Origin of the sequence: Pseudaquabacterium terrae, from assembly GCF_013266755.1 — a bacterium.
GTDB classification, from domain to species: domain Bacteria; phylum Pseudomonadota; class Gammaproteobacteria; order Burkholderiales; family Burkholderiaceae_C; genus Pseudaquabacterium; species Pseudaquabacterium terrae.
Genome location: NZ_JABRWJ010000001.1, coordinates 999,502 through 1,022,298 on the forward strand (window position 1 = coordinate 999,502; position 22,797 = coordinate 1,022,298).

The window sequence follows — 22,797 nt, forward strand, 5'->3', positions numbered from 1 at the left end:
CTGACAAAGCGGCCCCTGGGGCCGCTTTTGCTTTGTCAGAGCGCCTGCGCCAGCGCAACGTATTCGGTCACCGGCACCTCCTCGGCGCGGCGCTGCACGTCGAAGGTCCCGGCAAAGCCGCGGCCTTCGAGCCAGCGCCCGAGCGTGTGCCGCAGCAGCTTGCGGCGCTGCGAGAAGGCCACCGTGACCAGCTCCGACAGCCGATGCTCGTCGAGCACCGGCGGCGTCGCCAGCGGCACCATCCGCACGACCGCCGAATCGACGCGCGGCGGCGGATCGAAGGCTTCGGGCGGCACGTCCAGCACCGACTCGATCGTGTAGCGCCACTGCAGCATCACCGAGAGCCGGCCGAAGTCCTTGCCGCCGGGCGACGCTGCCATGCGCTCGACGACTTCCTTCTGCAGCATGAAGTGCTGGTCGAGCACGCGGCCGGCCACGGGCAGCAGGTGGAACAGGATCGGCGTCGAGATGTTGTAGGGCAGGTTGCCGACCAGCCGCAGCGGCGCGCCAGCCGTTGCAGCCAGGGCCTCGAAGTCGACCGTCAGCACGTCGGCCTCGATCACGGTGATGCCCTGGCGCTGCCGCCAGCGGGCTGCCAGATCGCGGTCGAGCTCGATCACCGTCAGCGCGCCGCAGCGCTCCAGCACCGGCTGAGTCAACGCGCCCAGGCCGGGGCCGATCTCGATCAGCGGCTGGCCGGGCCGCGGCGCGATCTCCCGCACGATCGCGTCGATCAACCCGTGATCGACCAGGAAATGCTGGCCGAAACGCTTGCGCGGCAGGTGCGCCATCAGCGCGTCGGACCGCTCACTGGGGAGGTTCCCGCATTTCGATGTACGCCCGCAGCCGCAGGTCCTTGGTCCAATCGAGGTACGCCTGCTCGAAGCGCTGTTCGCGCAGCATGTTGCGGGCCTGCTCGCGAACGTCCTTCGGATCGAGCGTGACATCGCGGCGCGCGACGACCTGGATCAGGTGCACCCCGAAGCGCGAGACGACCGGCGCCGACAGTCCGTTGATCGCCAGCCGGTTCATCGCCTCCTCGAACTCCGGCACGAAGTTGCCCGGCGAGGTCCAGCCCAGATCGCCGCCGTTCGCTGCGCTGCCGTCCTCGGAGAGCTCCTTGGCGATGTCCTCGAACTTGCGCTCGCCGCGCTCGATCTGGCGCCGCAGCTGTTCGAGCCGGTTGGCGACGGCCTGCGCCGACGAGCGGTCGGAGACCCGCATCAGGATGTGGCGAGCGTGCGTCTGCGTGACCTTGAAGGCGTTGCCCTCCGAGCGCTCGATGACCTTCAGCAGGTGGAAACCGGCGCCGCTGCGAACTGGCTGCGCGGTCACCTGGCCGACCGCCACGCCCTTGGTCGCCTCGACGAACAGGTCCGGCAGCCGGCGCCCCGGGCGGCGGCCGATCACGCCGCCAGTGGCGCGGTTGCTGTCTTCGGAGACCTCGCGCGCGACCTTGGCGAAATCTTCGCCGGCGCGCACGCGGGCGGCCGCCTGGTCGATGCGCGCGCGCCGTTCGGCGACCACCGCCTCGCTGGCGCCTTCGGGCACCGTGACGAGGATCTGCGCCAGGTTCAGCTCGACGTCGGCGGCCGCTTCGCTGCGCTGCTGGTCGACGGCACGGTCGATGTCGGCATCCGAGACGCGGATGCGCGCGGTGACCTCGCGCTCGCGCACCCGCTCGACCAGCATCTGGTCGCGCAGATTGTTGCGAAAGCGCGTGAAGTCCATGCCCTCGGTGCGGATGCGTTCGCGCAGCTGCGGCAGGGTCAGCTGGTTCTGGGAGGCGACGTTGACCACCGCACGTTCGAGCTCCTGGTCGTCGATCTTCGGCCCGTTTTCGCGCGCGTAGGTGCTTTGCACACGCTCGTCGATCAGCGCATCGAGCACCTGCTGGCGCAGCTCGGCGTCGGGCGGCAGCCGCGCGCCGCTGCGCTGGGCGTCGGCGCGGGTGCGCGCGAGGCGCTGCTCGAGCTCGAAGGCGGTCACCAGCTCGGAGTTGATGACTGCGACGATGTAATCGCCGTTGCGCTGGGCGGAAGCGCCGCGCGCGCTCTGCGCCAGCGCCGGCAACATCGCGGCGGCGGCGGCCAGGACCAGCGTGATGCGGCTCCCGGCTCGAAGAAGGGAATGCAGTTTCATACCTTACGGACCACTCGGGTCGGCGATCGGGGGCGGCACGCCGTGCGGATCGCGCAGCAGCCGGTACCCGGGGATATTGTCCTTCAACACCTGCAGCGCATTGGAGCCCAGCCGGGAGAGCCCGACCAGCTCGAGTTGCAAGGACAGTTGCGTGGTTGCGCGGTTGCGGGCGGTCGACTGCCGTTCGGCGACGAGGCGGCCGATCCAGCAGCCGGCGTCGTACTCGACACCGGCGATCAGCCCCGTCATGCGGCTGTCCTGCAGGCTGTAGTTCAAGCGGCCGACCGCATACAGCGTTCCGCCGCAGCCGCCGGACGCACCGACCGGCCGCGCCGTGCCGCGGTAGATCGGCCATTGCCAGCCGACGCCCAGCTGCTCGGACAGCCCGCGCGTCAGCAGGTAGTTCGCGCTGATCGTGCGGAACGGCCCCGGCTGGTACAGCACCGTGGCATTCGAACGCACGGTGCGGCGCGTATCGGGGTTGTATTCGAACGCCGCATCGAGCGTCCAACCGGGCAGCAGCGAGGTTGCGCCGTCGAGCAGCAGGTTCGAGACGCGGCTCGTCAGCGGCTGGCCGGCCGGCGGCACGGTGACGCGCTGGTCGCGGAACAGCAGCCGCTGCGCCAGGCCGAGCCGCAGCAGCTCGGCGCCGCTGGCCGCATGCACCAGGCGCGTGACGACGCCTGCGGTCAGCTGGTGCGCATCGGCGACACGGTCGATGCCGGAGAAGGTCTTGTCGTCGAACAGCGTGACGACGTTGAAGTCGCGGTCGGCGGAATCGAAGTTCGGCAGCCGGCTCTGGTCGCGGTAGGGCGTGTTGGCGTACAGCAGCCGCGGCTCCAGCGTCTGCCGCATCGCCTGACCGAACCAGCGGCTGGGCCGCTCGAAGACCATGCCACCCTCGGTGCTGTAGGTCGGGATGACGCGGCTCGCGTGTCTCGCGCCGTCGCTCATCGGCTGGTCGGTCGCGTAGCTCGCGGCGTTCAGCGTCAGCTTCGGCGTCAGCCACCAGCCGGCGCTGCCGAAGCGGCGGCTCACCTGCCCCAGCGCATGCGCGCGCCAGCCGGTCAGCGCATCGTCCTTGACGCCACCGACGCTCGGGCGGGTGAAGCGGTTGAGCTCGGTTTCGAGCACGCCGTGCAGCCGACCCGGCAGCGTCGGCTCGAGCCGCAGCCCGAGCTGCGGGCTGCGCTGGTAGGGCGCGACGATCGCCGCGGTGGGGTCCTTGGCGGTCAGCACCTGCCAGTTCAACAGCCGCGCGTAGGCCAGGCCCGGGCCGAAAGGCGTCTGCAGCACGCGCTCGCCCTGCACGTCCAGTGGCAGCAGGCGCGGCGTGAAGCTGTGGATCTGCTTCGGGAAGTCTTCCCAGTAGGCGTCGTCGGAGACGCGGAACAGAAAGGCCTTGTAGCGCCAGTCGGCGCGGTTGCCGTCGTGTTCGAAGGTCCACGCGTGCCGCGAGCGCTCTGCCACGCGGTCGCGCGGCAGCAGGTGCAGCTGCAGCTGCCCGCTGTCATGCAGCTCGAGGTAGCGGAACTGCGCCGTGCCGGCGAGGCCACGCCGGGTCAGCAGCGTCGGCGTGAAGGTGGCGTCGCGGTTGGGCGCGATGTTCCAGTAGTACGGCACGCCGAACTCGAAGCCGCTGCGGCTCGACAGCCCGATGTCGGGCGGCAGCCAGCCGGTCTTGCGGTCGTCGCTGAGCGGAAAGCTCAGCACCGGCGCGCCGAGGATCGGCACGCCGAGGAAGCGCAGCACCGCGCCTTCGGCCAGGCCCTCGTTGGCCTCCATGTCGAGCCGGATCCGGCTGGTCGTCAACAGCCAGTCGGGATCCTGCGAGCCGTCGCGCGGGCAGCTCGAGTACAGCGCGTTGGTCAGCCGCGAGCGCGACGAATCGATGAAGTCGACGCGATCGGCACGCCCGCCCGAGCCGAGCTGCAGGAATTCGAACTCCGGCTGCAGGAAAAAGCCTTCGAAGCGCTGCACCTTCAGCTGCAGCTCGGGACCGCGGTAGATGCTGCCTTCGCGCTCGATGCGCACCTGCCCGCGGGCGACCGCCAGGTCCTCCGGGCTGTCGTAGGTCAGCCGGTCGGCGCGGATGAAGGTGCCGGCGCGGCGGAACTGAACGTCGCCTTCGGCGACGGCGTCGAGGTCGGGCCGGGCGCGCAGCTCGTCGGCCTGCAGGAGGATCGGCCGCTGGCGCACCTGGTCGCCGCGCGGTGTCGGTGTGAGCTGAGTCGAGGGCTTCAGCGCCATCGGCGCCAGCGGCGCCGATGGGGCCGGCACCGGAACCGGCGCTTGCGCGCGCGCGCCCGCGGCGGCCAGCGCCAGCACCGCCAGCGGCACGGCGTGCAGGCTCAGGCGGCAGGAACGGCGCAACGAGGGACGGATGCGGGCGGGCAAGACGATCCGGAAGGCGCGGCAGTTGCGCGTGTGAAAGTGCGCGTTGGGGGATGGCGGACGGCGGGCGTCGGGGGTGGCCCCGGCGCGGCCCAGCGCGGCCGATTCGTAGAATCGATCGATTATCCACGAGGGCCTCAGCGCTCGGTTGTGCCCCGCATGTCCGCTTCCCCTGCACCGATTTCCTGGCCGAGCGCCGACCGCGAAGCCGCCTTTCAGCGCTGGATCACGCCGCTGTGCGCCGAGCACCGGCTCGAGCTCACGAGCCTCGAGCCGGCCTCGGCGGATGCCAGCTTCCGCCGCTATTTCCGGTTGCACGGGCCCGAGCGCTCGCTGATCGTGATGGACGCCCCGCCGCCGCTGGAAGACGTGCGGCCCTTCGTCGACATCGCCCAGCGCATCCTCGCGGCCGGGCTGCATGCGCCCGTTGTGCTGGCCTGCGACGCAGACGCCGGCTTCCTGCTGCTGGCCGACCTCGGCCGCACGCTCTACCTCGATGCGCTGCAACAGGCCGATGCCCCGGCCGCGGACCAGCTGATGCGCGGCGCCGTGGCCGCGCTGGTGCAGTTCCAGCGCCAGGTCGACCCGGGCGGCCTGCCGGCCTACGACGAAGCGCTGCTGCAGCGCGAGATGGCGCTGTTCCCCGACTGGTGCGTCGAGCGCGAATACGGCATCACCTGGAACGACGCACAACGCGCGCAGTGGAACCGGCTGACGGGGCTGCTGGTGCGCAGCGCACTGGCGCAGCCGCAGGTCGCCGTGCACCGCGACTGGATGCCGCGCAACCTGATGGTCGCCGAGCCGAACCCGGGCATCCTCGACTTCCAGGACGCCGTGCGCGGCCCGGTGACCTACGACATCGCCTCGCTGCTGCGCGATGCCTTCGTCTCGTGGGACGAGGAGCGCGAGATCGACTGGGCGGCGCGCTGGTGGCAGCAGGCGCGCTCAGCGGGCGTGTTCGGCGAGCACCCGATGGCCGATGACTTCGGCGAGTGCTGGCGCGCGCTCGAATGGATGGGCCTGCAGCGCCACCTGAAGGTGCTGGGCATCTTCTGCCGCCTGAAGCACCGCGACGGCAAGCCGCGCTACAGCGCCGACCTCGGCCGCTTCTTCGCCTATGCGACGCGCGTCGCACTGCGCTACCGGGAACTCAAGCCGTTGATTGCGCTGCTCGAGCCGATGACCGGACCGCTGACGGCGACCGGGTTCACGATGCGTTGAGCGGCGCTGGCTGAGGCTGCACGGCGGCGGCCTGCTCGATCGGGCAGCCGGCGCAGGAACGCGTCTCGCAGCCGGCCGCGGCCAGCCACGGATCGCGGTCCTCGCCGCCGAAGACGCCAATCAGGAAATCGAGAAACGCCCGCGTGCGCGCCGGCACGTGCTTGCGTGTCGGCATCGCTGCCCACAGCGTCATCGAGAACAGCCCCCATTCGGGCAGGATGCGCTCCAGCGCATGCTCGAGCAGCGCGTCCTCGATCAGGAACGACGGCAAGCCGGCGATGCCCAGCCCGTGCAGCGCGGCGGCGTACATCGTGTCGGTGTGCGAGGTCGACAGCAGCGGCCGCTGCGGCACCAGCGTGACGATCTCGCCGGCCGGCTCGTCGTCGCCCCAATGGCCGCGGTGAAAACTGATGCCGCGCTGCAGCTCGGAAATCGGCGGCAGCAGCGTGTCGTGCTGCGCCAGCTCGCTCGGATGCTGCGGCCGGCCACGGCGGTCGAGGTACTCGGGCGATGCGCACAGGATCACCTCGGTGCGGGCCAGCCGGCGGGCGACGAAATCACCGCTTTCGAGCGGCTGACGCGCGCTGAAGAGGGTCAGGTCGAAGGCCTCGTCGAGCGTCTCGACCGGCCCCGGCGAATGCAGCTCGACCGTCACCTGCGGGTACTGCCTGTGAAAGCGCGGCAGGTGCTTGGCGAGCTGGTGCACGGCCAGCGCGGGCGGCACCAGCACGCGCAGGTGGCCGCGCGGGTCGGTGGTCGCGGCACCGGCCAGGGCCTCGGCTTCCTCGATCTCGCCGAGGATGCGGCGCGTGCGCTCGAGGAAGGCCTCGCCGACCTCGGTCAGCGCGATGCGCCGCGTGGTGCGGTTCAGCAGCCGCGCACCCAGGTGCGCCTCCAGGTCGGCCACCAGGCGGGTGACCACCGCCGGCGCCAGGTCGAGCGCACGGGCCGCGGCGGCAAAGCCGCCTTCGTCGATCACGCGGGCGAACACCCGCATTGCCTTGAGCTGGTCCATGGGCCGATTATTCGCGGATTGGCAATGGCGCGTTGCTGGCGGAGGCATTTATTCGCGTTACGCGAATGCCTACAGTTCAACCCATGCCGGCCCCCCGGCGCGATCCGAGACAGTGATCGAAGTCACCCGCACAGAGCGGAGCACTCACTCGTCGCAACAGGGACCGATTTCTACAGTGCACCCAGGCCGACGCAAGCAACCCGCCCGGCCCCCACCGACAGGAGTTTCACCATGACCACCACCCGCTCCCTGCTGATCGCCACCGCCGTCGCCCTGGCTTCCGGCGCCGCGCTGGCCGACGACCCGACGCTGTATTCGATTCCCGCCTCGACGCACAGCCGCGCCGACGTGAAGGCCGAGGTGCTGATCGCCCGCGCCAACCACCAGCTGCTGCCCGCCGGCATGAGCGAAGGCGCGCCGAAGTCGCCGTCGGCACGGCCGGTCTTCGCGCTGGCGCGCTCCGCGGTGAAGGCCGACGTGCTCACCGCACGCGCCGAAGGCGGGCTGCTGCCGGCGGGCGAAGCGGCCGATGGCGCGGCGCGCGCCTCGTCGCGCCGCGCCGCCGACACGACGACCCTGGCGCGCCGCTAAACCGTCAGGGATGCGCCGCGATGACCTGCGCGACCGCCGCGGTCAGCCGCTTGCCGTAGGGCACATGCAGGAATTCGTTCGGGCCGTGGGCATTGCTCTTCGGCCCGAGCACGCCGCAGACCATCATCTGCGCCTGCGGGAAGCCCTGCTGCAGCATGCTCATCAGCGGGATCGTGCCGCCCTGGCCGATGTAGCCGACCGGCGCGCCGTAGTGCGCATTCGACGCGGCATTCAGCGCGCCCTCGAGCCACGGCGCCAGTGACGGCGCGTTCCAGCCGGTGGCGCCCAGCGCCCCGGCGCGGCCGTCCGGCTGGAACACCACCTTGGCGTTGTACGGCGCGTTGTCTTCGAGCAGCGCCTTCAGCTTGAGCGAGGCCTCGTGGCCGTCGACCAGCGGCGGCAGGCGCAGCGAGAGCTTGAACGCGGTGTACGGCCGCAGCACGTTGCCGGCGTTGCCGAGCTCCGGGAAGCCGTCCACGCCGACCACCGACAGCGTCGGCCGCCAGGTGCGGTTCAGCAGCACCTCGACCGGATCGGTCGTCGTCGGCAGCGCGCTGGCGCCGTCGGCACCGCAGGCCCAGGGGAAGCGCTTCCAGACCTCGGTGCCCAACGTCTCGGCCGCGGCGCGCGCCTGATCGACCCGCTCGGTCGGCACCTGGCAATGGAAGCCCTCGGGCAGCAGCCGGCCGGTGCGGCTGTCTTCCAGCCGGTCGAGCACCTGGCGCAGGATGCGGAAGCTCGACGGCACGACGCCGCTGGCGTCGCCCGAGTGGATGCCCTCGGTCAGGATCTCGACCTTCAGCACGCCCGAGACCATGCCGCGCAGGCTGGTGGTCAGCCACAGCTGGTCGTAATTGCCGGCGCCCGAATCGAGGCAGACGACCAGGCTGACATTGCCCAGCCGGGCTTTGAGCGTGCCCAGGTAGGCCGGCAGGTCGAACGAGCCGCTTTCCTCGCAGCTCTCGATCAGGCCGACGATGCGCGGCCGCGGCAGGCCCTGCGCATCGAGCGCCTCGATCGCCGTCACCGCGGCATAGATCGCGTAGCCGTCGTCGGCGCCGCCGCGGCCGTAGAGCAGGCCGTTCTCGTACTTCGGCGTCCAGGGGCCGAGGTCGTTGCGCCAGCCGTTGAATTCGGGCTGCTTGTCGAGGTGGCCGTACATCACCACCGTGTCGGTCGAGCCGGCCTTGGTCGCCGGCACTTCGAAATAGATCACCGGCGTGCGGCCTTCGAGGCGGATGACCTCGAGCGTCAGGCCGGGCACCTTGCGGCTCTCGACCCAGGCGGCGGCGTCGCGCACCACGCGGTCGATGTAGCCGCGGGTCTGCCATTCCTTGTCGAACATCGGGCTCTTGGCCGGAATGCCGATGTACTCGGTCAGCGCCGGGACGATGGCTTCGTCCCAGCGGCGTTCTGTGAATCGGCCGAGGGCCTGGGCTTCGTCGGGCTGCAGTGGCAGCTGCGGATCGCGGGCGTTCATGGTGCTTGTGGCTCCACTGGGCGGGGGACCGCGGAGTTTAGGCCGGCTACGAATTGAGCGCACCGTGCGGGACAAGCCAGCGCGACAGCGTGGCGAGCACCTCGCGTTGCTCGGGCTCGTTGAAGATCTCGTGCGAGAAGCCGTCGTAGCGCTTGCTGAACACCACGTCGCGCGGCGCGGCGGCGGCGAAGGCATCGCTGCCGCGCGGCGCGACGCAACGGTCGGCGCCGGCGTACAGCAGTGCCGTCGGCAGCGTCCAGCGGGGTGCGGCCGCGCGCACGACCTCGCCGCCATCGACGATGAAGCGTGCCAGGCGCGGCGTCACGCGGTCGTGCACCAGCGGGTCCTCGACATAGGCGGCAACCACCGCCGGATCGCGCGACACCCAGGCCGGGTTCAGCCCGTTGTTGACCGCCAGGTTGGGCGCCAGCGGGCCGAGCAGCGCGAGCAGGCCCTTCTGGAAGGCGTTCATGCCCGGATCGAGCGCCGGCGACGACATCACCAGCGCCTCGACCGGTCGCCACCACGGCGCAGGCTGCGCCGCGAGCCCTTCGGCGACGAAGCGCCCGGCGATCAGCCCGCCCATGCTGTGCCCGAGCAGCACCAGCGGGCCCGGGCGCGCCTGCCGCAGCGCATCGATCACCCGCGCCAGGTCGTCGAGCAGGCTGTCGGGCGTCGCCATCGCGCCGCGCGCACCGCCGGATGCGCCGTGGCCGCGCTGGTCGTAGCCGATCACGTGCCAGGCGTTGGCATTCAGGTGCGCCGCGACATGCGCGTAGCGGCCGATGTGTTCGCCCAGGCCATGCACGATCAGCACGCTGCCGCGCGCGGCCGGCGCGCTGCCGGCGGCTGCGGCCAGCGCCCAGTGGCGCAGGTGCAGCGGCAGGCCGTCTTCGGTTTGCAGGGTTTGCATCGGGCCGCAGTGTAGGCAGCGGCGGCACCGCCGCCAGCCGGGGCGCACCCGAGTCACGGCTGCAGAATCGGCCAACCCCTGTTGGCCGCCGTCATGCGCCTCAAGCACATCGAAGTCTTCAACGCGATCATGCTGACCGGCAGCGCCAGCGCCGCGGCGCGGCTGCTGCACGTCTCGCAGCCGGCGATCACGCAGGCGCTGCAGCATGCCGAGCTGCAGCTGGGTTATGCGCTCTTCACGCGCCAGCGCAACCGGCTGGTCGCGACACGCGAGGCGCAGGCGCTGTACCCCGAGGTGCAAGGGCTGATGTCGCAGCTCGAATCGGTGCGGCGCCTCGCGCTCGCGCTGGGCAGCGGCGCGGACAGCCCACTGCGCATCCTGATCGTGCCGTCACTCGCCGTGCATGCGCTGCCGGCGGCGCTGCAGCGCTTCCGCAAGCGCCACCCGGACATGCCGGTGTCGATCCAGACGCTGCACACGCGCGAGATCGTGCGCGCGATTGCCTTGCAGGAAGGTGATGTCGGCATCGTCTACGGCAGCCTGCCGCACCCGGCGCTGCACGAGGAGGTCGTCGCCACCGGGCGGCTGGTCTGCGTCTCGCCGGTCGCCACGCCGCGGGCCGACCGGCGCCAGACCGTCGCGCTGGAGGAGCTGCTGCGTGCGCCCTTCATTCGCATCGACGAGCGCGATCCGCTCGGCGCGATGCTGGCCGACCAGTGGACGCGGCTGGGCCTCGCGCCGCGCGCCGGCATCACGGTGCAGACCCACCACATCGCGATGGTGCTGGCCGAGCAGGGCTTCGGGCCGGCGATCATCGATTCGTTCACCGCGCGCGCCGGCCAAGGCGATCGGCTGCATGTGCGCACGCTGCTGCCCGAGGTGCCGGTGGAGGTGCGCGCGCTGCTGCCGCAGGGCCAGCGCTCGACGCGGCCGGTGGCCGACTTCATCGCCGCGTTCCGCGCGGTGACGGCGGACACGTGACGCCGGAGCGGATCAGGCCGGCTCGACGCTGAAGGGCCGCGTCTCGATCGCGGCATGGCGGCCGCTCATCAAATCCGTTATCAGCGCGGCTGAACCGCCGGCCAGCGTCAAGCCGAGCGCACCGTGGCCGGCGTTGAGCCACAGCCCCGGCCAGCGCGTCGCGCCGACCAGCGGCCGCCCGCCCGGCGTCGCCGGCCGCAGCCCCGCCCACGGCTGCGGGTCGACGAAGCGGCAGGCGCCGGGAAAGGTCTCGCGCACGGCATCGCACAGCGCGGCGATGCGGCGCGGGTCGATGCGCCGGTCCAGGCCGCACAGCTCGGCAAAGCCGGCGACGCGCAACTGCTCGCCCAGCCGCGCGTAGACCAGCTTGCGCCCCTGGTCGGTGACGCTGGCGCGCGGCGCCACCGCGGCATCGACCACCGGCAGCGTGATGCTGTAGCCGCGGATCGGCTCGATCGCCGGCGCCCAGCCCAGCGGCTGCAGCAGCTCGGCGCAGGCCGGCCCGGCGGCCAGCACGAACTGATCGGCCTCGAGGGTCCGCCCGGCCAGCCGCAGCGCGACGACCCGTCCGCCGCGCAGCTCGAAGCCGAGCGCCGGGCTGCCGAAACAGCGCGTGGCGCCGCTCGCGTCGACCAGCGCCTGCGCCAGCAGCGAGGCATCGATGACTTCCTCGTCGGCCGTCCAGACACCGAACGCAATCGGCCCGCCGCCGGCCGCCGCGCTGGCGCCGAGCGCCGGCTCGAGCGCCCGGCATTCGTCGGCATTCACCACGCGCTGCGTGCAGCCGAGCGCGCGCTGCCATGCGAGCTGGCGTTCGACCGCGGCCCGGGCCGCCGCATCGCGGTACAGCACCAGCTTGCCCGGCTGGCGGTGCAACGCGGCGCCGGCGATGCCGGGCTGCTCGGCCAGCCAGCGCTGCAGCGTCGTGCGGCTCAGGCCCGACAGCGCGAGCAGCGCGGCGGTCGTGCGGCGCACCTCGCTCCAGCGGCAGGCGGCGACGAACGCGGCGAGCCAGCGCAGGTGGGCGGCCTCCGGGCGCGGCCGCCAGCGCAGCGGGCTGTCGTCCGACAGCAGCCAGCCCGGCAGCGCACGCAGCGCCGCCGGTGTCGCCAGCGGCTCGACATAGCTGTAGCTCAGCTGCGCGCCATTGGCCCGGCTTTCGCCGAGGCCCGGCGCCGGCCGCGCATCGACCAGCGTGACCTGCCAGCCCTCGCGCGCCAGCGCATACGCGGTGGCCGCGCCGACGATGCCGGCGCCGACGATGCAGACCGTGCGGCCGCGCGGCGTCGCGTGGGTCATGCCGGTCAGTCGGCGATCGCGACCGCCGCGCCCGCCCGCCGCGCCAGCGACCAGGCCACCGCGCGCCGCGCCAGCGCGGCGGTGGCGTCGATCAGCGGCAGCGGCGAACGCTCGGCATCGAGCACCAGCGGGATTTCGGTGCAGCCGAGCACCAGCGCCTGCGCGCCGCGCCGGGCCAGCGCATCGGCCGCGCGCTGCAGCAGTGCGCCACCGCGTGCGTGATCGCCGGCCTTGACCGCGGCGATGCCCGGCATCACCGCGTCGAGCATCTCGCCGGCGGTCGGCATCACCCACTGCAGCGCGCTGCCGGCCGGCGTGCGGTTCGGATAAAGCGCGGCGGCCGAGGTCGCATCGGTGGCCAGCAGGCCGATGCGCGCCGCCGGACCGGCCAGCGCCACCGCCTCGGCCAGCGCGGCGTCGACCAGGTGCAGCATCGGCAGGCCGAGCGCCGACTGCAGCGCGTCGAACCACAGGTGCGCGGTGTTGCACGGCATCACCAGCACGCCGGCGCCGCCTTCGGCCAGGCGCCGGCCGCTGGCCAGCAGCGCCGGCAGCGGCGAATCGCCTTCGCCGCGAAACGCGGCCGTGCGGTCGGGCACCTGCGGGATCGACGCCACCAGCACCGGCACGTGTTCCTGGTCGGAGCGTGCCGGCGTGGCTTCGAGCATCTTGTGCAGGAAGTCCAGCGTCGCCGCCGGACCCATGCCGCCGAGCACGCCGACGATGTCGCTGCAGTCGCTAACGCCCATGGTGCTCGTCCGAAAATCGCCAAGCGTCATTGCACTGCGGGTCGCAGCGGCTCACAGCGCCGGCTTGTCCGACAGCGCCTTCAGGTTGTCGCGCAGCTCCTTGCTCATCGGCGCGTTCAGGTTGATGCCCTTGGGCGGAATCGCCGACTGGAACCACTTCTTGTAGAGCGTCTCGAATTCGCCGCTCTTCATCATGCCGGCCAACGTGTCGTCGACCAGCTTCTTGAATGCCGGATCGTCCTTGCGCAGCATGATCGCGTAGGGCTCGACCTGGATCGGCTCGCCGACGACGGCCCACTCGGCCGGGTTCTGCGCGCTGGCGCGCAGGCCGTACAGCAGGATGTCGTCCATGCCGAAGGCCTCGGCGCGGCCTTGCTGCACCATCAGCGCGGACTCGGCGTGGTCCTTGGCCGCCAGCAGCTCGAAGTTCAGGTTCTGCTCGTTGTTCAGCCGGCGCAGGATCTGGTAGTTCGTCGTGCCGGTGGTCGAGACGACCTTCTTCGCCTTCAGGTCGGCCAGCGCCTTGACCGGCGAATCGGCCTTCACGAGGAAGCGCGTGCCGGTGTAGAAGTAGTTGGTCGCGAAGCTGACCTGCTTGGCCCGGTCGCTGTTGTTGGTGGTCGAGCCGCACTCGATGTCGATGGTGCCGTTGACCAGCAGCGGGATGCGGTTCTGCGAGGTCACCGATTGCGTCGCGACCTTCAGGTCGGCGCGGCCACTGGCCTTCTTTGCCTCGGCGACGATGCGCTGGCAGATCTCCCAGCCGAAGCCGGTGGGCTGCGCGTTGCCGTCGAGGTACGAGAAGGGAATCGACGACTCGCGGTAGGCGACGGTGATCGAGCCGCTGGACTTGATCTTGTCGAGCGTGCCGGTGCCTTGGGCCTGGGCCGGCGCGAACGCGGCACCGAGGACAGCGGCCGACGCGGCGGCGGCCAGGCAGAAGGAAGTGCGCATGCGGGAGTCCTTTCGTCGCTGAAAGCGGAGGCCCCGATGCTAGGAGCGCCGCCCAACCCGCGGCAATCGGGTTTCGGCGGCGAGGGATAAGCCAGACTTATCGACGCCCGGCGGCCACGCCGGGTCACCCATCGGTCTCACTGGGCGAACTCCGTGCTTCGCACTGCGGTGCGAGCCCCTTCGGAGCGGCCGGGCGGGCTCTCAGGCCTGCAGCACGAAATCGCGCAGCCGTGCGAATGCCGCATCGGGCTCGTCGCGCCACGCGCCGTGGCCCGAACGGTCGAACACCGCGAACTGCCGCCAGCGCTCGGGCAGCGCCGCGACGATGTCCTCGGCATCGGCCAGCGGGCACACCGGGTCCTGTGCGCCGGCCATCACCAGCACCGGACACTGCGCGTGCGCCAGCCCGGGCAGCAGGTCCATCGTCTGCTGCTCGCCGCCGGCCGAGGCGAACAGGATCGGCTCGTTGAAGATGATGCGCTCGGCGGCCTCGGCATCCGCCGGTGGCCGCGTGTTGTACCAGCGCTTGCAGACGCGGTTGTACTCGGCCCAGTTCTCGGCGTTCGGCTGCGTCCAGAAGGCTTGCGCGACCGCGCGCGCTTGCGCGCCGCCGAGCCGCTCGAACATCACCAGCTTGCGCTCGAGCGACAGGCGCGGCGAGGTGCTCGACAGGATCACCTTCGCCGGATGCTGCGGATGGCGCGCGATGTAGCGCTGCGCGACGAAGCCGCCGAAGGATTGGCCGAGCACGATCGGGCGCTGGATGCCGAGCGCATCGCACAGCCGCACGACATCGTCGGCGAAGGTGTCCAGCGTCCACTCGGCTTCGGGCCGGCGGTCGCTGCGGCCGTGGCCGCGGTGGTCGACGTAGACGATCTGCGCGATGTCGGCCAGGCGTGAAAAGGCCGGCTTGAAGCCCGAGTGGTCGTAGCCCGGGCCGCCGTGCAGCAACAGCAGCGTCGGCTTCTCGCGCAGGCGCGGTCCGTCGGGCACGAACGCGGGGCCCTCGATGTCGACGAACAGGCGCACGCCCGGTTCGATGGTGATCAGCATTGGTGTTTCAGCAGCGGGGACGGAACAGGATTGTGCGATCTGCACATCGCGTCGATCCGCGGCACCTGCGGTAGTGACAAAGCGCACTCCGGCGCTGCGCAGTGATCGTCTCGAAGGCCTGGGGGGCGCCGCCTAAATTTGTTGCACACCGGGGCGATGTTGCACCGGCCCCAACGACCCCTCAGGAGTCCCTCATGAACGCAGGCTTCGACAACGTCCTCTTCGCCATCGTGATCCTGTGCGTCGGCCTCGTCGCCCCGGCGATGACGATCGCGGTGATCGGGGGGCTGTTCTGAGCGCCCGACGCGCGGGCGATGGCGGCCGGCGCGCGCCTACCAGGCCGCCGGCAGCTTGCGGTGGATCACGTGGCGGCCGTCGCGCACGCTGACGTAGCCGCCCGTCGCCAATTCCTTCAGCACCCGGTTGACCATCTCGCGTGACGAGCCCACGCGGTCGGCGATGTCCTGCTGCGTCAGCTTCTGCCGCACGATGCGCTCGTCGTCCACCGGGTCGGACAGCTCCATCAGCACGCGCACCATGCGGCCGTAGACATCCTGCAGCGCCAGGCTCTTGACCTGCTCGGTCAGGCGCCGCACCAGGCGGCTCAGCTTCACCGCCAGGTGCACCGCGAAATCCGGATGGTCGGCGAGGAACTGGCGCAGCTGCTCGCCAGGGACCACCCGGCAGCTCGTCGGCTCCAGCGCCATCACCGACACCGAGCGCCGCCCGCCGTCGAACGACAGCTCGCCAAAGTATTCGCCCGGGCCCATCTCGCCGAGCACGACGTCGCGCCCTTCCTCGGAGCTGGCGTAGGCCTTCACCCGGCCGCTGAGCACGATGTACAGCGAGTCGGTGTCGTCGCCCTCGTTGATGAGGATCGCATGCGCCGGAAAGTTGCGCGTGCCCCCTTGCTTGCCGATCTCGGCCAGCAGCGACTTCGAGATCGCGTCGTCGACGACTGACGGGTGCTGCGTCATGGAGCGCGATTGTGGGCCGCTACGGCGCTGTGATCAATGTCACCACCCCCCGGCGCAGTCGTCACTCGTGATGAAGAGGCCCGATTCCTAGAGTGACGTCACCCCTTCGCAGGAGGCCGGAGACGGCGGGCGAAGGGGCGGGCGACACCCCCGGAGCCGACCATGACGAACCGCCTTTCGATGCTCGCGCTGGTCGTGATGCTGGGTCTGGGCGGTTGCGCGGGTCTGCCCAGCGGCGTGCAGCGTGCACCGAGCCAGGCCCGCCACGACGTGGCCGACACGTCGCTGGCTCAGATCGCCGCGCAATCGACGCCCGAGGCGCAGCAGGCGCTGTCGGGCTTCCGGCTGCTGCCCGACGGTGCGCAGGCGCTCGAGGCGCGCATCGCGCTGGCCCAGCGCGCCGCCAAGTCGCTCGACCTGCAGTACTACCAGCTCGCCCACGACCGCAGCGGCTGGCAGCTGCTGCGTGCGCTGCGCGACGCCGCCGCGCGCGGCGTGCGCGTGCGCCTGCTGGTCGACGACCTGTACGCCGCGGGCCAGGATGCGATGCTCGCCGGCCTCGCCGCGCTGCCGAACGTCGAGGTGCGGATGTTCAACCCGCTGCCGGTGCGCGACGCCGGCTTCGCCACGCGCATCGTGCTGTCGCTGCACCAGTTCGCGCGCATCAACCGGCGCATGCACAACAAGCTGTTCGTCGCCGACAACCGCATCGCGATCACCGGCGGCCGCAACATTGCCGACGAGTACTTCGGCCGCGCCGACGCCGTCAACTTCATCGACCTCGACACGCTGGCCACCGGCCCGGCCGTGGCCGAGCTGTCGGCGGCCTTCGACGGCTACTGGAACAGCGAGCACGTGTACCCGATCGCCGCACTGCAGGCTGCCGGCTTCGACCCCGCGGCGGCGACGCAAGCCTTCTCGAGCGCCGCCGATGCCGTGGTCTTCGACCCGGCGCTGGCGACGACTGACGCCCTCGGGCGCAGCGGCGTCGCGCAGCAGCTGGCCGAAGGGCGCCTCGCGCTGCTGTTCGCGCCGGCGCAGGTGCTGGCCGATGCGCCGGCCAAGGCCGACGAGCGTGGTCCTGGCGCCGATGGTGCGGTCGCCCACCGCCATGCCGAGCTGGTGAGCACGGCGCGCGAGGAAGTGCTGATCGCCTCGCCCTACGTCGTGCCGGCCGCATCGAGCGTGACGGCCATCAAGGCCGCGCTGCTGAACAAGGTGCACTACAAGCTGATCACGAACTCGATCTCGACGACCGACGAGCCGCTGGTGCACGCGGGCTACGCCAAGCACCGCATGGCGCTGCTGAAGATGGGCGTCAAGCTGTACGAGCTGATGCCGCTGGCACAGCGCGCCGCCGCGCGTGACGATGCGGCGCCGCGCGGCTCGGCCTCGGTCGGCCGGCTGCACGCCAAGCTCGCCGTCGTCGACCGCCGCTTCCTGTTCATCGGCTCGATGAACCTAGATCACCGCTCGGCACGCAGCAACACCGAGGCCGGCCTGGTGATCGACAGCCCGGCGCTGGCCGCGGAGGTTGCCGGCCTGCTGCAGCGCGATCGGCTGCCCGAAAGTTACCGCCTGCGCCTGGCCGACGACGGTCGCATCGAATGGATCTCGCAGCACGCCGGCGCGGAAGTCGTGCACCGCGACGAGCCGCACCTCACCGTCGCGCAGAGCCTGAAGCAGTGGCTGGGTCAGCAGCTGGTCGATGAGGAATTGCTCTGATCGGCGAGCGGGCGGGGAGCTGCGGTGCGCCGCCGGCCGCCCGTGCTAGCGTTCCGGCCTTTCGATGCGCGAGGTGGTCGGTGATGAAGCGGCGTGAATGTCTGGTTCGGGGAACGGTCTTGCTGGGTGGGGCGCTGGCTGCGGACCATGCGTCGGCGCAGGCGACGGGCGAGCGCACCGCGCGGACGCGCACGCTCGTTCTGATGTCGCTCATCGGCGACGAGATGGTCAACGTCATGGAGGCCAACACCGTCGGCAGCAACCTCAGCCAGCACCAGCGCACGCGCGTGGCGCTGGCGCCCGGTGCGCTGGACACGGCGATCGTCAAGCTGATGCGCAACGCCGTGCTGGGCGGCGATCCGAAGGCGCGCACGACGCTGGTCGCGCCGACCGAGGCCACGCTGTTCCAGGGCCACGACCTGTGGTTCTCCGGCGACCGCGCGCGGCTGCCGAACGACGTGATCAAGGACCTGCGCGCGACCGGCGCGACGCACCTGCTGCTGCTGTCCAAGCACCGCTCCGATGCCTGGCTGCAGGCGACCCATGGCAACCTCGGCGTCGGCCAGCTCGAAGGGCTGGGCTACTACGTCAACCACACCGAGGAGATGTTCAACCAGCAGACCTTGGTCAACGCGCGCGGCTGGCTCGCGCCCTACGCGCACCTGCGGCTGGCGCTGATCGACCTCGAAGACGGCCGCATCCTCGCGCAGCAGCGGCTGCGCGCGTCGCGCGTGCTCGTCAACACGCGCCCGGACGTCGACCCGAGTCCGTGGAACGCGGTGCCGAACGAGAAGAAGCTGTCGGTGCTGCTGGACCTGGTGCACCAGGCGGTCGACGAAGCCGTGCCGAAGGTGATGGCGCCAAGCTGAAGGCAGGCCGAAGGCGCCGCGCGCTTCAGCCGGCATTGCGATCGACGCGCACCGCGAGCACCACCGAGGTGTGCGTCTTGATCACCCCGTCGAGCTCGCCGATCTCGTCGAGCAACTGGTCCAGCCGGGCGGTCGTCTCGGCTTTCAGGATCGCGATGTAGTCGAACTCGCCGCTGACCGAGCTCAGCCACTGCAGCTCGGGCAGCTTCTGCAGGCGCCGCACGACATCGCGGCCGCTCTTGGGTTGCAGCGTGATGCCCACGTGCGCCTGCACCGCGGGCACCCCGGCCGACGACCCCAGCCGCGCGGTGTAGCCCACCACCGCACCATCCCGCTCGAGCCGGGCCAGGCGCGCCACCACCGTCGTGCGCGCGATGCCGAGCTTGCGCGCCAGGTTCGCCGTGCTCTCGCGGGCGTTGACCTGCAGCAGCGTGATCAGGTCGCGGTCGACCGTGTCCAAAGCCATTTCGACGAATCCGATTGACGTTTCGTCGAGATCTTAAGTTTTTTCGACGAACTCGCGCTTTCTTTCGTCGGTGACGCTTCCTAGACTGGCGGGATTCGCTAGTCATCACGGAGACGTCCATGCGCATCGCCCTGCTCGGCGCCGGCCACATCGGCCAAACCATTGCCCGCCTGTTGGGAGACAGCGGCGACTACCAGGTCACGGTGGTCGACCGCAATGCGGCGGCACTGGCGCGCTGCGCCGGGCAGGGCGTGATCACGCAGGTCGTCGACACCGAGGATCGCGCCGCGCTGGCCGCGGTGCTGCGCGGGCAGCAGGCGGTCGTCAACGCGCTGCCCTACCACCTGGCGATCACCGCCGCGCACCTGGCGCTGGAAGCCGGCTGCCACTACTTCGACCTGACCGAGGACATCGCGGCGACCAAGGAGATCATGCGCATCGCCGAAGGCGCGAAGACCGCCTTCATGCCGCAGTGCGGCCTGGCGCCCGGCTTCATCGGCATCGTCGCGCACCACCTGGCGAAGAGCTTCGATTCGCTGCAGGACGTCAAGATGCGCGTCGGCGCGCTGCCGGCTTTTCCGACCAATGCGCTGAAGTACAACCTGACCTGGAGCGTCGACGGCCTGATCAACGAGTACTGCCACCCCTGCGAGGCGATCTTCGACGGCCAGCTGATCAACGCGCTGCCGCTCGAAGGCCTGGAGCACTTCTCGCTCGACGGCACCGAGTACGAGGCCTTCAACACCTCCGGCGGCCTGGGCACCTTGTGCGAGACGTTGCAGGGCAAGGTACGCAACCTCGACTACAAGACCGTGCGCTACCCCGGCCACCGCGACCTGATGCAGTTCCTGCTCGGTGACCTGCAATTGAAGGGCGACCAGGAACTGCTGAAGGGCGTGATGCGGCGCTCGATGCCGGCGACGATGCAGGACGTGGTGCTGGTCTTCGTCACCGTCTCGGGCATGAAGAACGGTGCGCTGCTGCAGGAAGTGTTCGCGCGCAAGATCTTTGCCGACCGCAGCGAGGGCCACCCGCTGTCGGCGATCCAGATCACCACCGCCGCCGGCATCTGCGCCGCGGTCGATCTGTTCCGTGAGGGCAAACTGCCGCAACGGGGCTTCATCCGGCAGGAACAGGTAGAGTTGCCGGCCTTCCTGGCCAACCGCTTCGGCAGCGCGTATCAACAGTCGCGGCAAGTCGAATCGATCGGCTGAAATCCCAAGAGGACCCGCATGACCCCGCAACACCTGCTCAGCACGCTCGGCGTGCCCGCCGCCGCATTCGACGCCGGCACCCTCGAAGCCCGCTCGCCGATCGACGGCCAGATCCTCGGCCGCGTCGCCGATGCCGGCGCCGAGGCAATGAATGCCGCCGTCGAGCGCGCGCATGCCGCCTTCCTCGCCTGGCGCAACGTGCCGGCACCGCGCCGCGGCGAGCTGGTGCGCCTGTTCGGCGAGGAGCTGCGCACGCACAAGTCGGCGCTGGCCGCGCTGGTCACGCTGGAGGCCGGCAAGGTCACCAGCGAAGGCGAAGGCGAAGTGCAGGAAATGATCGACATCTGCGACTTCGCGGTCGGCTTGTCCAGACAACTGCACGGCCTGACGATCGCCAGCGAGCGCCCCGGCCACCGCATGATGGAGCAGTGGCATCCGCTGGGCGTCGTCGGCGTGATCTCGGCCTTCAACTTCCCCGTCGCGGTGTGGGCCTGGAATGCCGCGCTGGCGCTGGTCTGCGGCGACTCGGTGGTCTGGAAGCCGTCGGAGAAGACGCCGCTGACGGCGCTGGCGACGCAGGCGCTGTTCGAGCGCGCGCTGGCGCGCTTCGGCTCGGACGCTCCGGCGCACTTGAGCCAGGTGCTGAACGGCCGTGCCGCGACCGGCGAGGCGATGGTCGATCACCCGCTGGTCGCGCTGGTCTCGGCCACCGGCTCGACGCGCATGGGCCGCGCGGTCGGTCCGCGCGTCGCGGCGCGCTTCGGCCGCTGTCTGCTCGAGCTCGGCGGCAACAACGCGATCATCGTGACGCCGTCGGCCGACCTGGACATGGCCGTGCGCGGCATCCTGTTCGGGGCCTACGGCACCGCCGGCCAACGCTGCACGACGACGCGCCGCGTCATCGCGCACACCAGCATCCACGACGAGCTGGTCACGCGCCTGGAGCGTGCGCGCAAGAGCCTGAAGATCGGCGATCCGCGCGAGAGCGGCGTGCTGGTCGGCCCGCTGGTCGACCAGGCCGCGTTCGACGGCATGCAGAAGGCGCTCGCCGATGCCCGTGCGCAAGGCGGCCAGGTCGCCGGCGGCGCCCGCGTGCTCGCCGATGCGCAGCCGAACGCGTTCTATGTCGAGCCGGCGCTGGTGCAGATGCCGGGCCAGACGGCGGTGGTCTGCCACGAGACCTTCGCGCCGATCCTCTACATGCTGCGCTACGAAGCCTTCGACGACGCGCTGGCACTGCAGAACGCGGTGCCGCAAGGCCTGTCGTCGGCGATCTTCACCAACGACCTGCGCGAGGCCGAGACCTTCCTGTCGGCGCGCGGCTCGGACTGCGGCATCGCCAACGTCAACATCGGCACCTCGGGCGCCGAGATCGGCGGCGCGTTCGGCGGCGAGAAGGAAACCGGCGGTGGCCGCGAGTCGGGTTCGGACAGCTGGCGCGCGTACATGCGCCGCGTCACCAACACGGTGAACTACTCGCGCGCCCTTCCGCTCGCGCAAGGCGTCAAGTTCGACGTCTGAAGCGCCTCACGGCACCACGCCGCTGATGAAGGCGCGGCGGATCGCCGCGCCGCAGGCCGCCGACTCCGCCCCGTTGCCGAACAGCGCGACGCGCGCGATCACGCCGTAGTGGCTGCGCGCCGCGTCGATCCACGGGTAGAAGCCGAACGCACCGGCGCTGCTGAAGGCGCCGTCGCCGGTCGCCGGGTCGTCCTCGACCCAGTGGCCGATCGCGTAGTGCCAGCTCATCTGCGCCGGTACCGGCGCGGACGTGGCGCTCGGGCACGTGGCCGGGTTCGTGCACACGGGGTGGTGGCCGAGCATCGATCCGAGCTTCAACTGCCTGTTCAGCAGCTTGCGCAGGAAGGTCGCGTAGTCGCGCGCCGTGGTGCGCGCACCGCCGGGCAGCTGCGGCTGCGTGAAGCTGAAGCTGATGTCGGTGCCGAGCACGCGCCGCATCTCGGCGGCCAGCGTGGCGTTGTTCAGCGCGCCGAGGTTCATGCCGGGTGAGGCGAGGCTGGCGTGCTTCTGCATGTGGCCGCCGTTGTAATGGAAGCGGCCGATCTCGGCCGGCGTCTGCTGGCCGTTGCTGCCGCGCGCGACGCAGGACGCCACGGTGTCGCCCGGCTCGCAGCCGTTGACCGGAAAGTTGACGTAGCCGCTGGTGAAGTTCAGGAAGGTGATGTCCTCGGCCGTCAGCGCGCCGCCGCGCTGCTCGGCGACGTAGGCGCCGTACAGCCACTTCGATGCCGATGCGATGTTCATCACCGTGCCGGCCTCGTAGACCGTCGCATTGCCCGCTGCGCGCACCGAGCCGCCGGCCTGGCGCTGGACCTTGTCGCCGACCTCCCAGTAGAACGGCCGGATCGCCGCGCAGGCGTTGCTCGCGCTGTTGGCGGCCGTCGTCGCGGCAGCGAAACGCGTCGCATCGTCGACGGGGGGCTGCAGGCTGATGATCGTCAAGCGGCCGTCGGCATCGAGCCGCACGACCAGGTTGCGGTAGAGCTGGCCGCCGACGTCGATCGTCGGCACCGTCAGCTGCTGCGTCGCGGTGTCGAAGACCGCCTGCCCGGTGGCGCAGGTGCTGGCCAGGCCAAGCAGCGCGGCGGCCGCCAGGTGTCGCTGTCTCATGCGTGTTCTCCTGTCACCGATTCTGCTGGAGCAGGTTTGCCGCCATGTTGCTGCCACGCAATCGACGCGGCTAAGATCGCCGCGGCGCCGGCCTTCCCAAGTCTTGCCGAGGCTCACCGACCC

The 22,797-nt window shown here is 70.9% G+C and carries 20 protein-coding genes; 7 read left to right on the plus strand and 13 right to left on the minus strand.

The window, feature by feature from the left end:
• Nucleotides 1–35 precede the first annotated feature (35 nt).
• Genes rsmA through HLB44_RS04640 form a run of 3 tightly spaced genes read right to left on the minus strand, consistent with a single transcriptional unit; the run spans nucleotide 36 to nucleotide 4,515 of the window.
• Entirely contained in the window at nucleotides 36–791 is a 756-nt protein-coding gene (gene rsmA / locus HLB44_RS04630; protein WP_173121034.1) for a 16S rRNA (adenine(1518)-N(6)/adenine(1519)-N(6))-dimethyltransferase RsmA, read from the minus strand.
• 16 nt (nucleotides 792–807) lie between these two features.
• Nucleotides 808–2,142: a peptidylprolyl isomerase gene (locus HLB44_RS04635; RefSeq protein ID WP_173121036.1), complete on the minus strand. Its 1,335-nt coding sequence runs from the start codon at nucleotides 2,140–2,142 to the stop codon at nucleotides 808–810.
• A gap of 3 nt (nucleotides 2,143–2,145) precedes the next feature.
• Nucleotides 2,146–4,515, minus strand: a complete 2,370-nt coding sequence (locus HLB44_RS04640) for an LPS-assembly protein LptD (protein WP_246312033.1) — start codon at nucleotides 4,513–4,515, stop codon at nucleotides 2,146–2,148.
• Nucleotides 4,516–4,695: 180 nt separating this feature from the next.
• On the opposite strand from HLB44_RS04640, the gene HLB44_RS04645 reads away from it, so the two are divergent.
• The gene (locus HLB44_RS04645; RefSeq protein WP_173121038.1) at nucleotides 4,696–5,757 is read left to right on the plus strand and encodes an aminoglycoside phosphotransferase family protein; all 1,062 of its coding nucleotides are present in this window, start codon (nucleotides 4,696–4,698) and stop codon (nucleotides 5,755–5,757) included.
• Here the strand turns inward: HLB44_RS04645 and HLB44_RS04650 are convergent.
• Nucleotides 5,744–6,772 (minus strand): LysR family transcriptional regulator, encoded by a 1,029-nt coding sequence (locus tag HLB44_RS04650; RefSeq protein WP_173121040.1) that lies wholly within the window; start codon nucleotides 6,770–6,772, stop codon nucleotides 5,744–5,746. The two genes, HLB44_RS04645 and HLB44_RS04650, sit on opposite strands and share 14 nt — an antisense overlap.
• 231 nt (nucleotides 6,773–7,003) lie before the next feature.
• Between HLB44_RS04650 and HLB44_RS04655 the strand changes: the two genes are divergently transcribed.
• On the plus strand, nucleotides 7,004–7,363 hold the full coding sequence (locus tag HLB44_RS04655) for a hypothetical protein (protein ID WP_173121042.1): 360 nt from the start codon (nucleotides 7,004–7,006) through the stop codon (nucleotides 7,361–7,363).
• 4 nt (nucleotides 7,364–7,367) lie between these two features.
• On the opposite strand, the gene HLB44_RS04660 is transcribed toward HLB44_RS04655, so the two are convergent.
• Both HLB44_RS04660 and HLB44_RS04665 read right to left on the minus strand, forming a co-directional pair.
• On the minus strand, nucleotides 7,368–8,843 hold the full coding sequence (locus HLB44_RS04660; RefSeq protein WP_173121044.1) for a M20 family metallopeptidase: 1,476 nt from the start codon (nucleotides 8,841–8,843) through the stop codon (nucleotides 7,368–7,370).
• 46 nt (nucleotides 8,844–8,889) lie between these two features.
• Nucleotides 8,890–9,756, minus strand: a complete 867-nt coding sequence (locus HLB44_RS04665) for an alpha/beta hydrolase (protein ID WP_173121046.1) — start codon at nucleotides 9,754–9,756, stop codon at nucleotides 8,890–8,892.
• Nucleotides 9,757–9,849: 93 nt separating this feature from the next.
• Between HLB44_RS04665 and HLB44_RS04670 the strand changes: the two genes are divergently transcribed.
• Nucleotides 9,850–10,737: a LysR family transcriptional regulator gene (locus HLB44_RS04670; RefSeq protein ID WP_173121048.1), complete on the plus strand. Its 888-nt coding sequence runs from the start codon at nucleotides 9,850–9,852 to the stop codon at nucleotides 10,735–10,737.
• A 12-nt stretch (nucleotides 10,738–10,749) separates the two neighbouring features.
• On the opposite strand, the gene HLB44_RS04675 is transcribed toward HLB44_RS04670, so the two are convergent.
• The 5 genes from HLB44_RS04675 to HLB44_RS04695 form a co-directional block, all read right to left on the minus strand.
• A complete protein-coding gene (locus tag HLB44_RS04675) occupies nucleotides 10,750–12,036 on the minus strand; it encodes an FAD-dependent oxidoreductase (protein ID WP_173121050.1) in 1,287 nt (428 codons plus the stop codon).
• Nucleotides 12,037–12,041: 5 nt separating this feature from the next.
• Nucleotides 12,042–12,785: a cysteate racemase gene (gene cuyB, locus HLB44_RS04680; RefSeq protein WP_173121052.1), complete on the minus strand. Its 744-nt coding sequence runs from the start codon at nucleotides 12,783–12,785 to the stop codon at nucleotides 12,042–12,044.
• Between the two features lie 51 nt (nucleotides 12,786–12,836).
• Nucleotides 12,837–13,739, minus strand: a complete 903-nt coding sequence (locus HLB44_RS04685; RefSeq protein ID WP_173121054.1) for an amino acid ABC transporter substrate-binding protein — start codon at nucleotides 13,737–13,739, stop codon at nucleotides 12,837–12,839.
• A gap of 201 nt (nucleotides 13,740–13,940) precedes the next feature.
• Nucleotides 13,941–14,792 carry an alpha/beta fold hydrolase gene (locus HLB44_RS04690; RefSeq protein WP_173121056.1) on the minus strand — a complete coding sequence of 284 codons (852 nt, stop codon included), beginning with the start codon at nucleotides 14,790–14,792 and terminating at the stop codon, nucleotides 13,941–13,943.
• 332 nt (nucleotides 14,793–15,124) lie between these two features.
• Nucleotides 15,125–15,769 (minus strand): Crp/Fnr family transcriptional regulator, encoded by a 645-nt coding sequence (locus HLB44_RS04695; protein ID WP_173121058.1) that lies wholly within the window; start codon nucleotides 15,767–15,769, stop codon nucleotides 15,125–15,127.
• Nucleotides 15,770–15,931: 162 nt separating this feature from the next.
• On the opposite strand from HLB44_RS04695, the gene HLB44_RS04700 reads away from it, so the two are divergent.
• Both HLB44_RS04700 and HLB44_RS04705 read left to right on the plus strand, forming a co-directional pair.
• Entirely contained in the window at nucleotides 15,932–17,494 is a 1,563-nt protein-coding gene (locus tag HLB44_RS04700) for a phospholipase D-like domain-containing protein (RefSeq protein WP_173121060.1), read from the plus strand.
• Between the two features lie 203 nt (nucleotides 17,495–17,697).
• On the plus strand, nucleotides 17,698–18,363 hold the full coding sequence (locus tag HLB44_RS04705) for a hypothetical protein (RefSeq protein ID WP_173121061.1): 666 nt from the start codon (nucleotides 17,698–17,700) through the stop codon (nucleotides 18,361–18,363).
• Between the two features lie 25 nt (nucleotides 18,364–18,388).
• On the opposite strand, the gene HLB44_RS04710 is transcribed toward HLB44_RS04705, so the two are convergent.
• Nucleotides 18,389–18,829, minus strand: coding sequence for an Lrp/AsnC family transcriptional regulator (locus tag HLB44_RS04710; RefSeq protein WP_173121063.1), 441 nt, complete (start codon nucleotides 18,827–18,829; stop codon nucleotides 18,389–18,391).
• 119 nt (nucleotides 18,830–18,948) lie between these two features.
• Between HLB44_RS04710 and HLB44_RS04715 the strand changes: the two genes are divergently transcribed.
• Nucleotides 18,949–20,043: a saccharopine dehydrogenase family protein gene (locus HLB44_RS04715; protein WP_173121065.1), complete on the plus strand. Its 1,095-nt coding sequence runs from the start codon at nucleotides 18,949–18,951 to the stop codon at nucleotides 20,041–20,043.
• Between the two features lie 18 nt (nucleotides 20,044–20,061).
• Nucleotides 20,062–21,564: an L-piperidine-6-carboxylate dehydrogenase gene (gene amaB / locus HLB44_RS04720; protein ID WP_173121067.1), complete on the plus strand. Its 1,503-nt coding sequence runs from the start codon at nucleotides 20,062–20,064 to the stop codon at nucleotides 21,562–21,564.
• Between the two features lie 6 nt (nucleotides 21,565–21,570).
• Here amaB and HLB44_RS04725 read toward each other — a convergent pair whose 3' ends face one another.
• Nucleotides 21,571–22,674 carry a hypothetical protein gene (locus HLB44_RS04725; protein WP_173121069.1) on the minus strand — a complete coding sequence of 368 codons (1,104 nt, stop codon included), beginning with the start codon at nucleotides 22,672–22,674 and terminating at the stop codon, nucleotides 21,571–21,573.
• Nucleotides 22,675–22,797 lie beyond the last annotated feature (123 nt).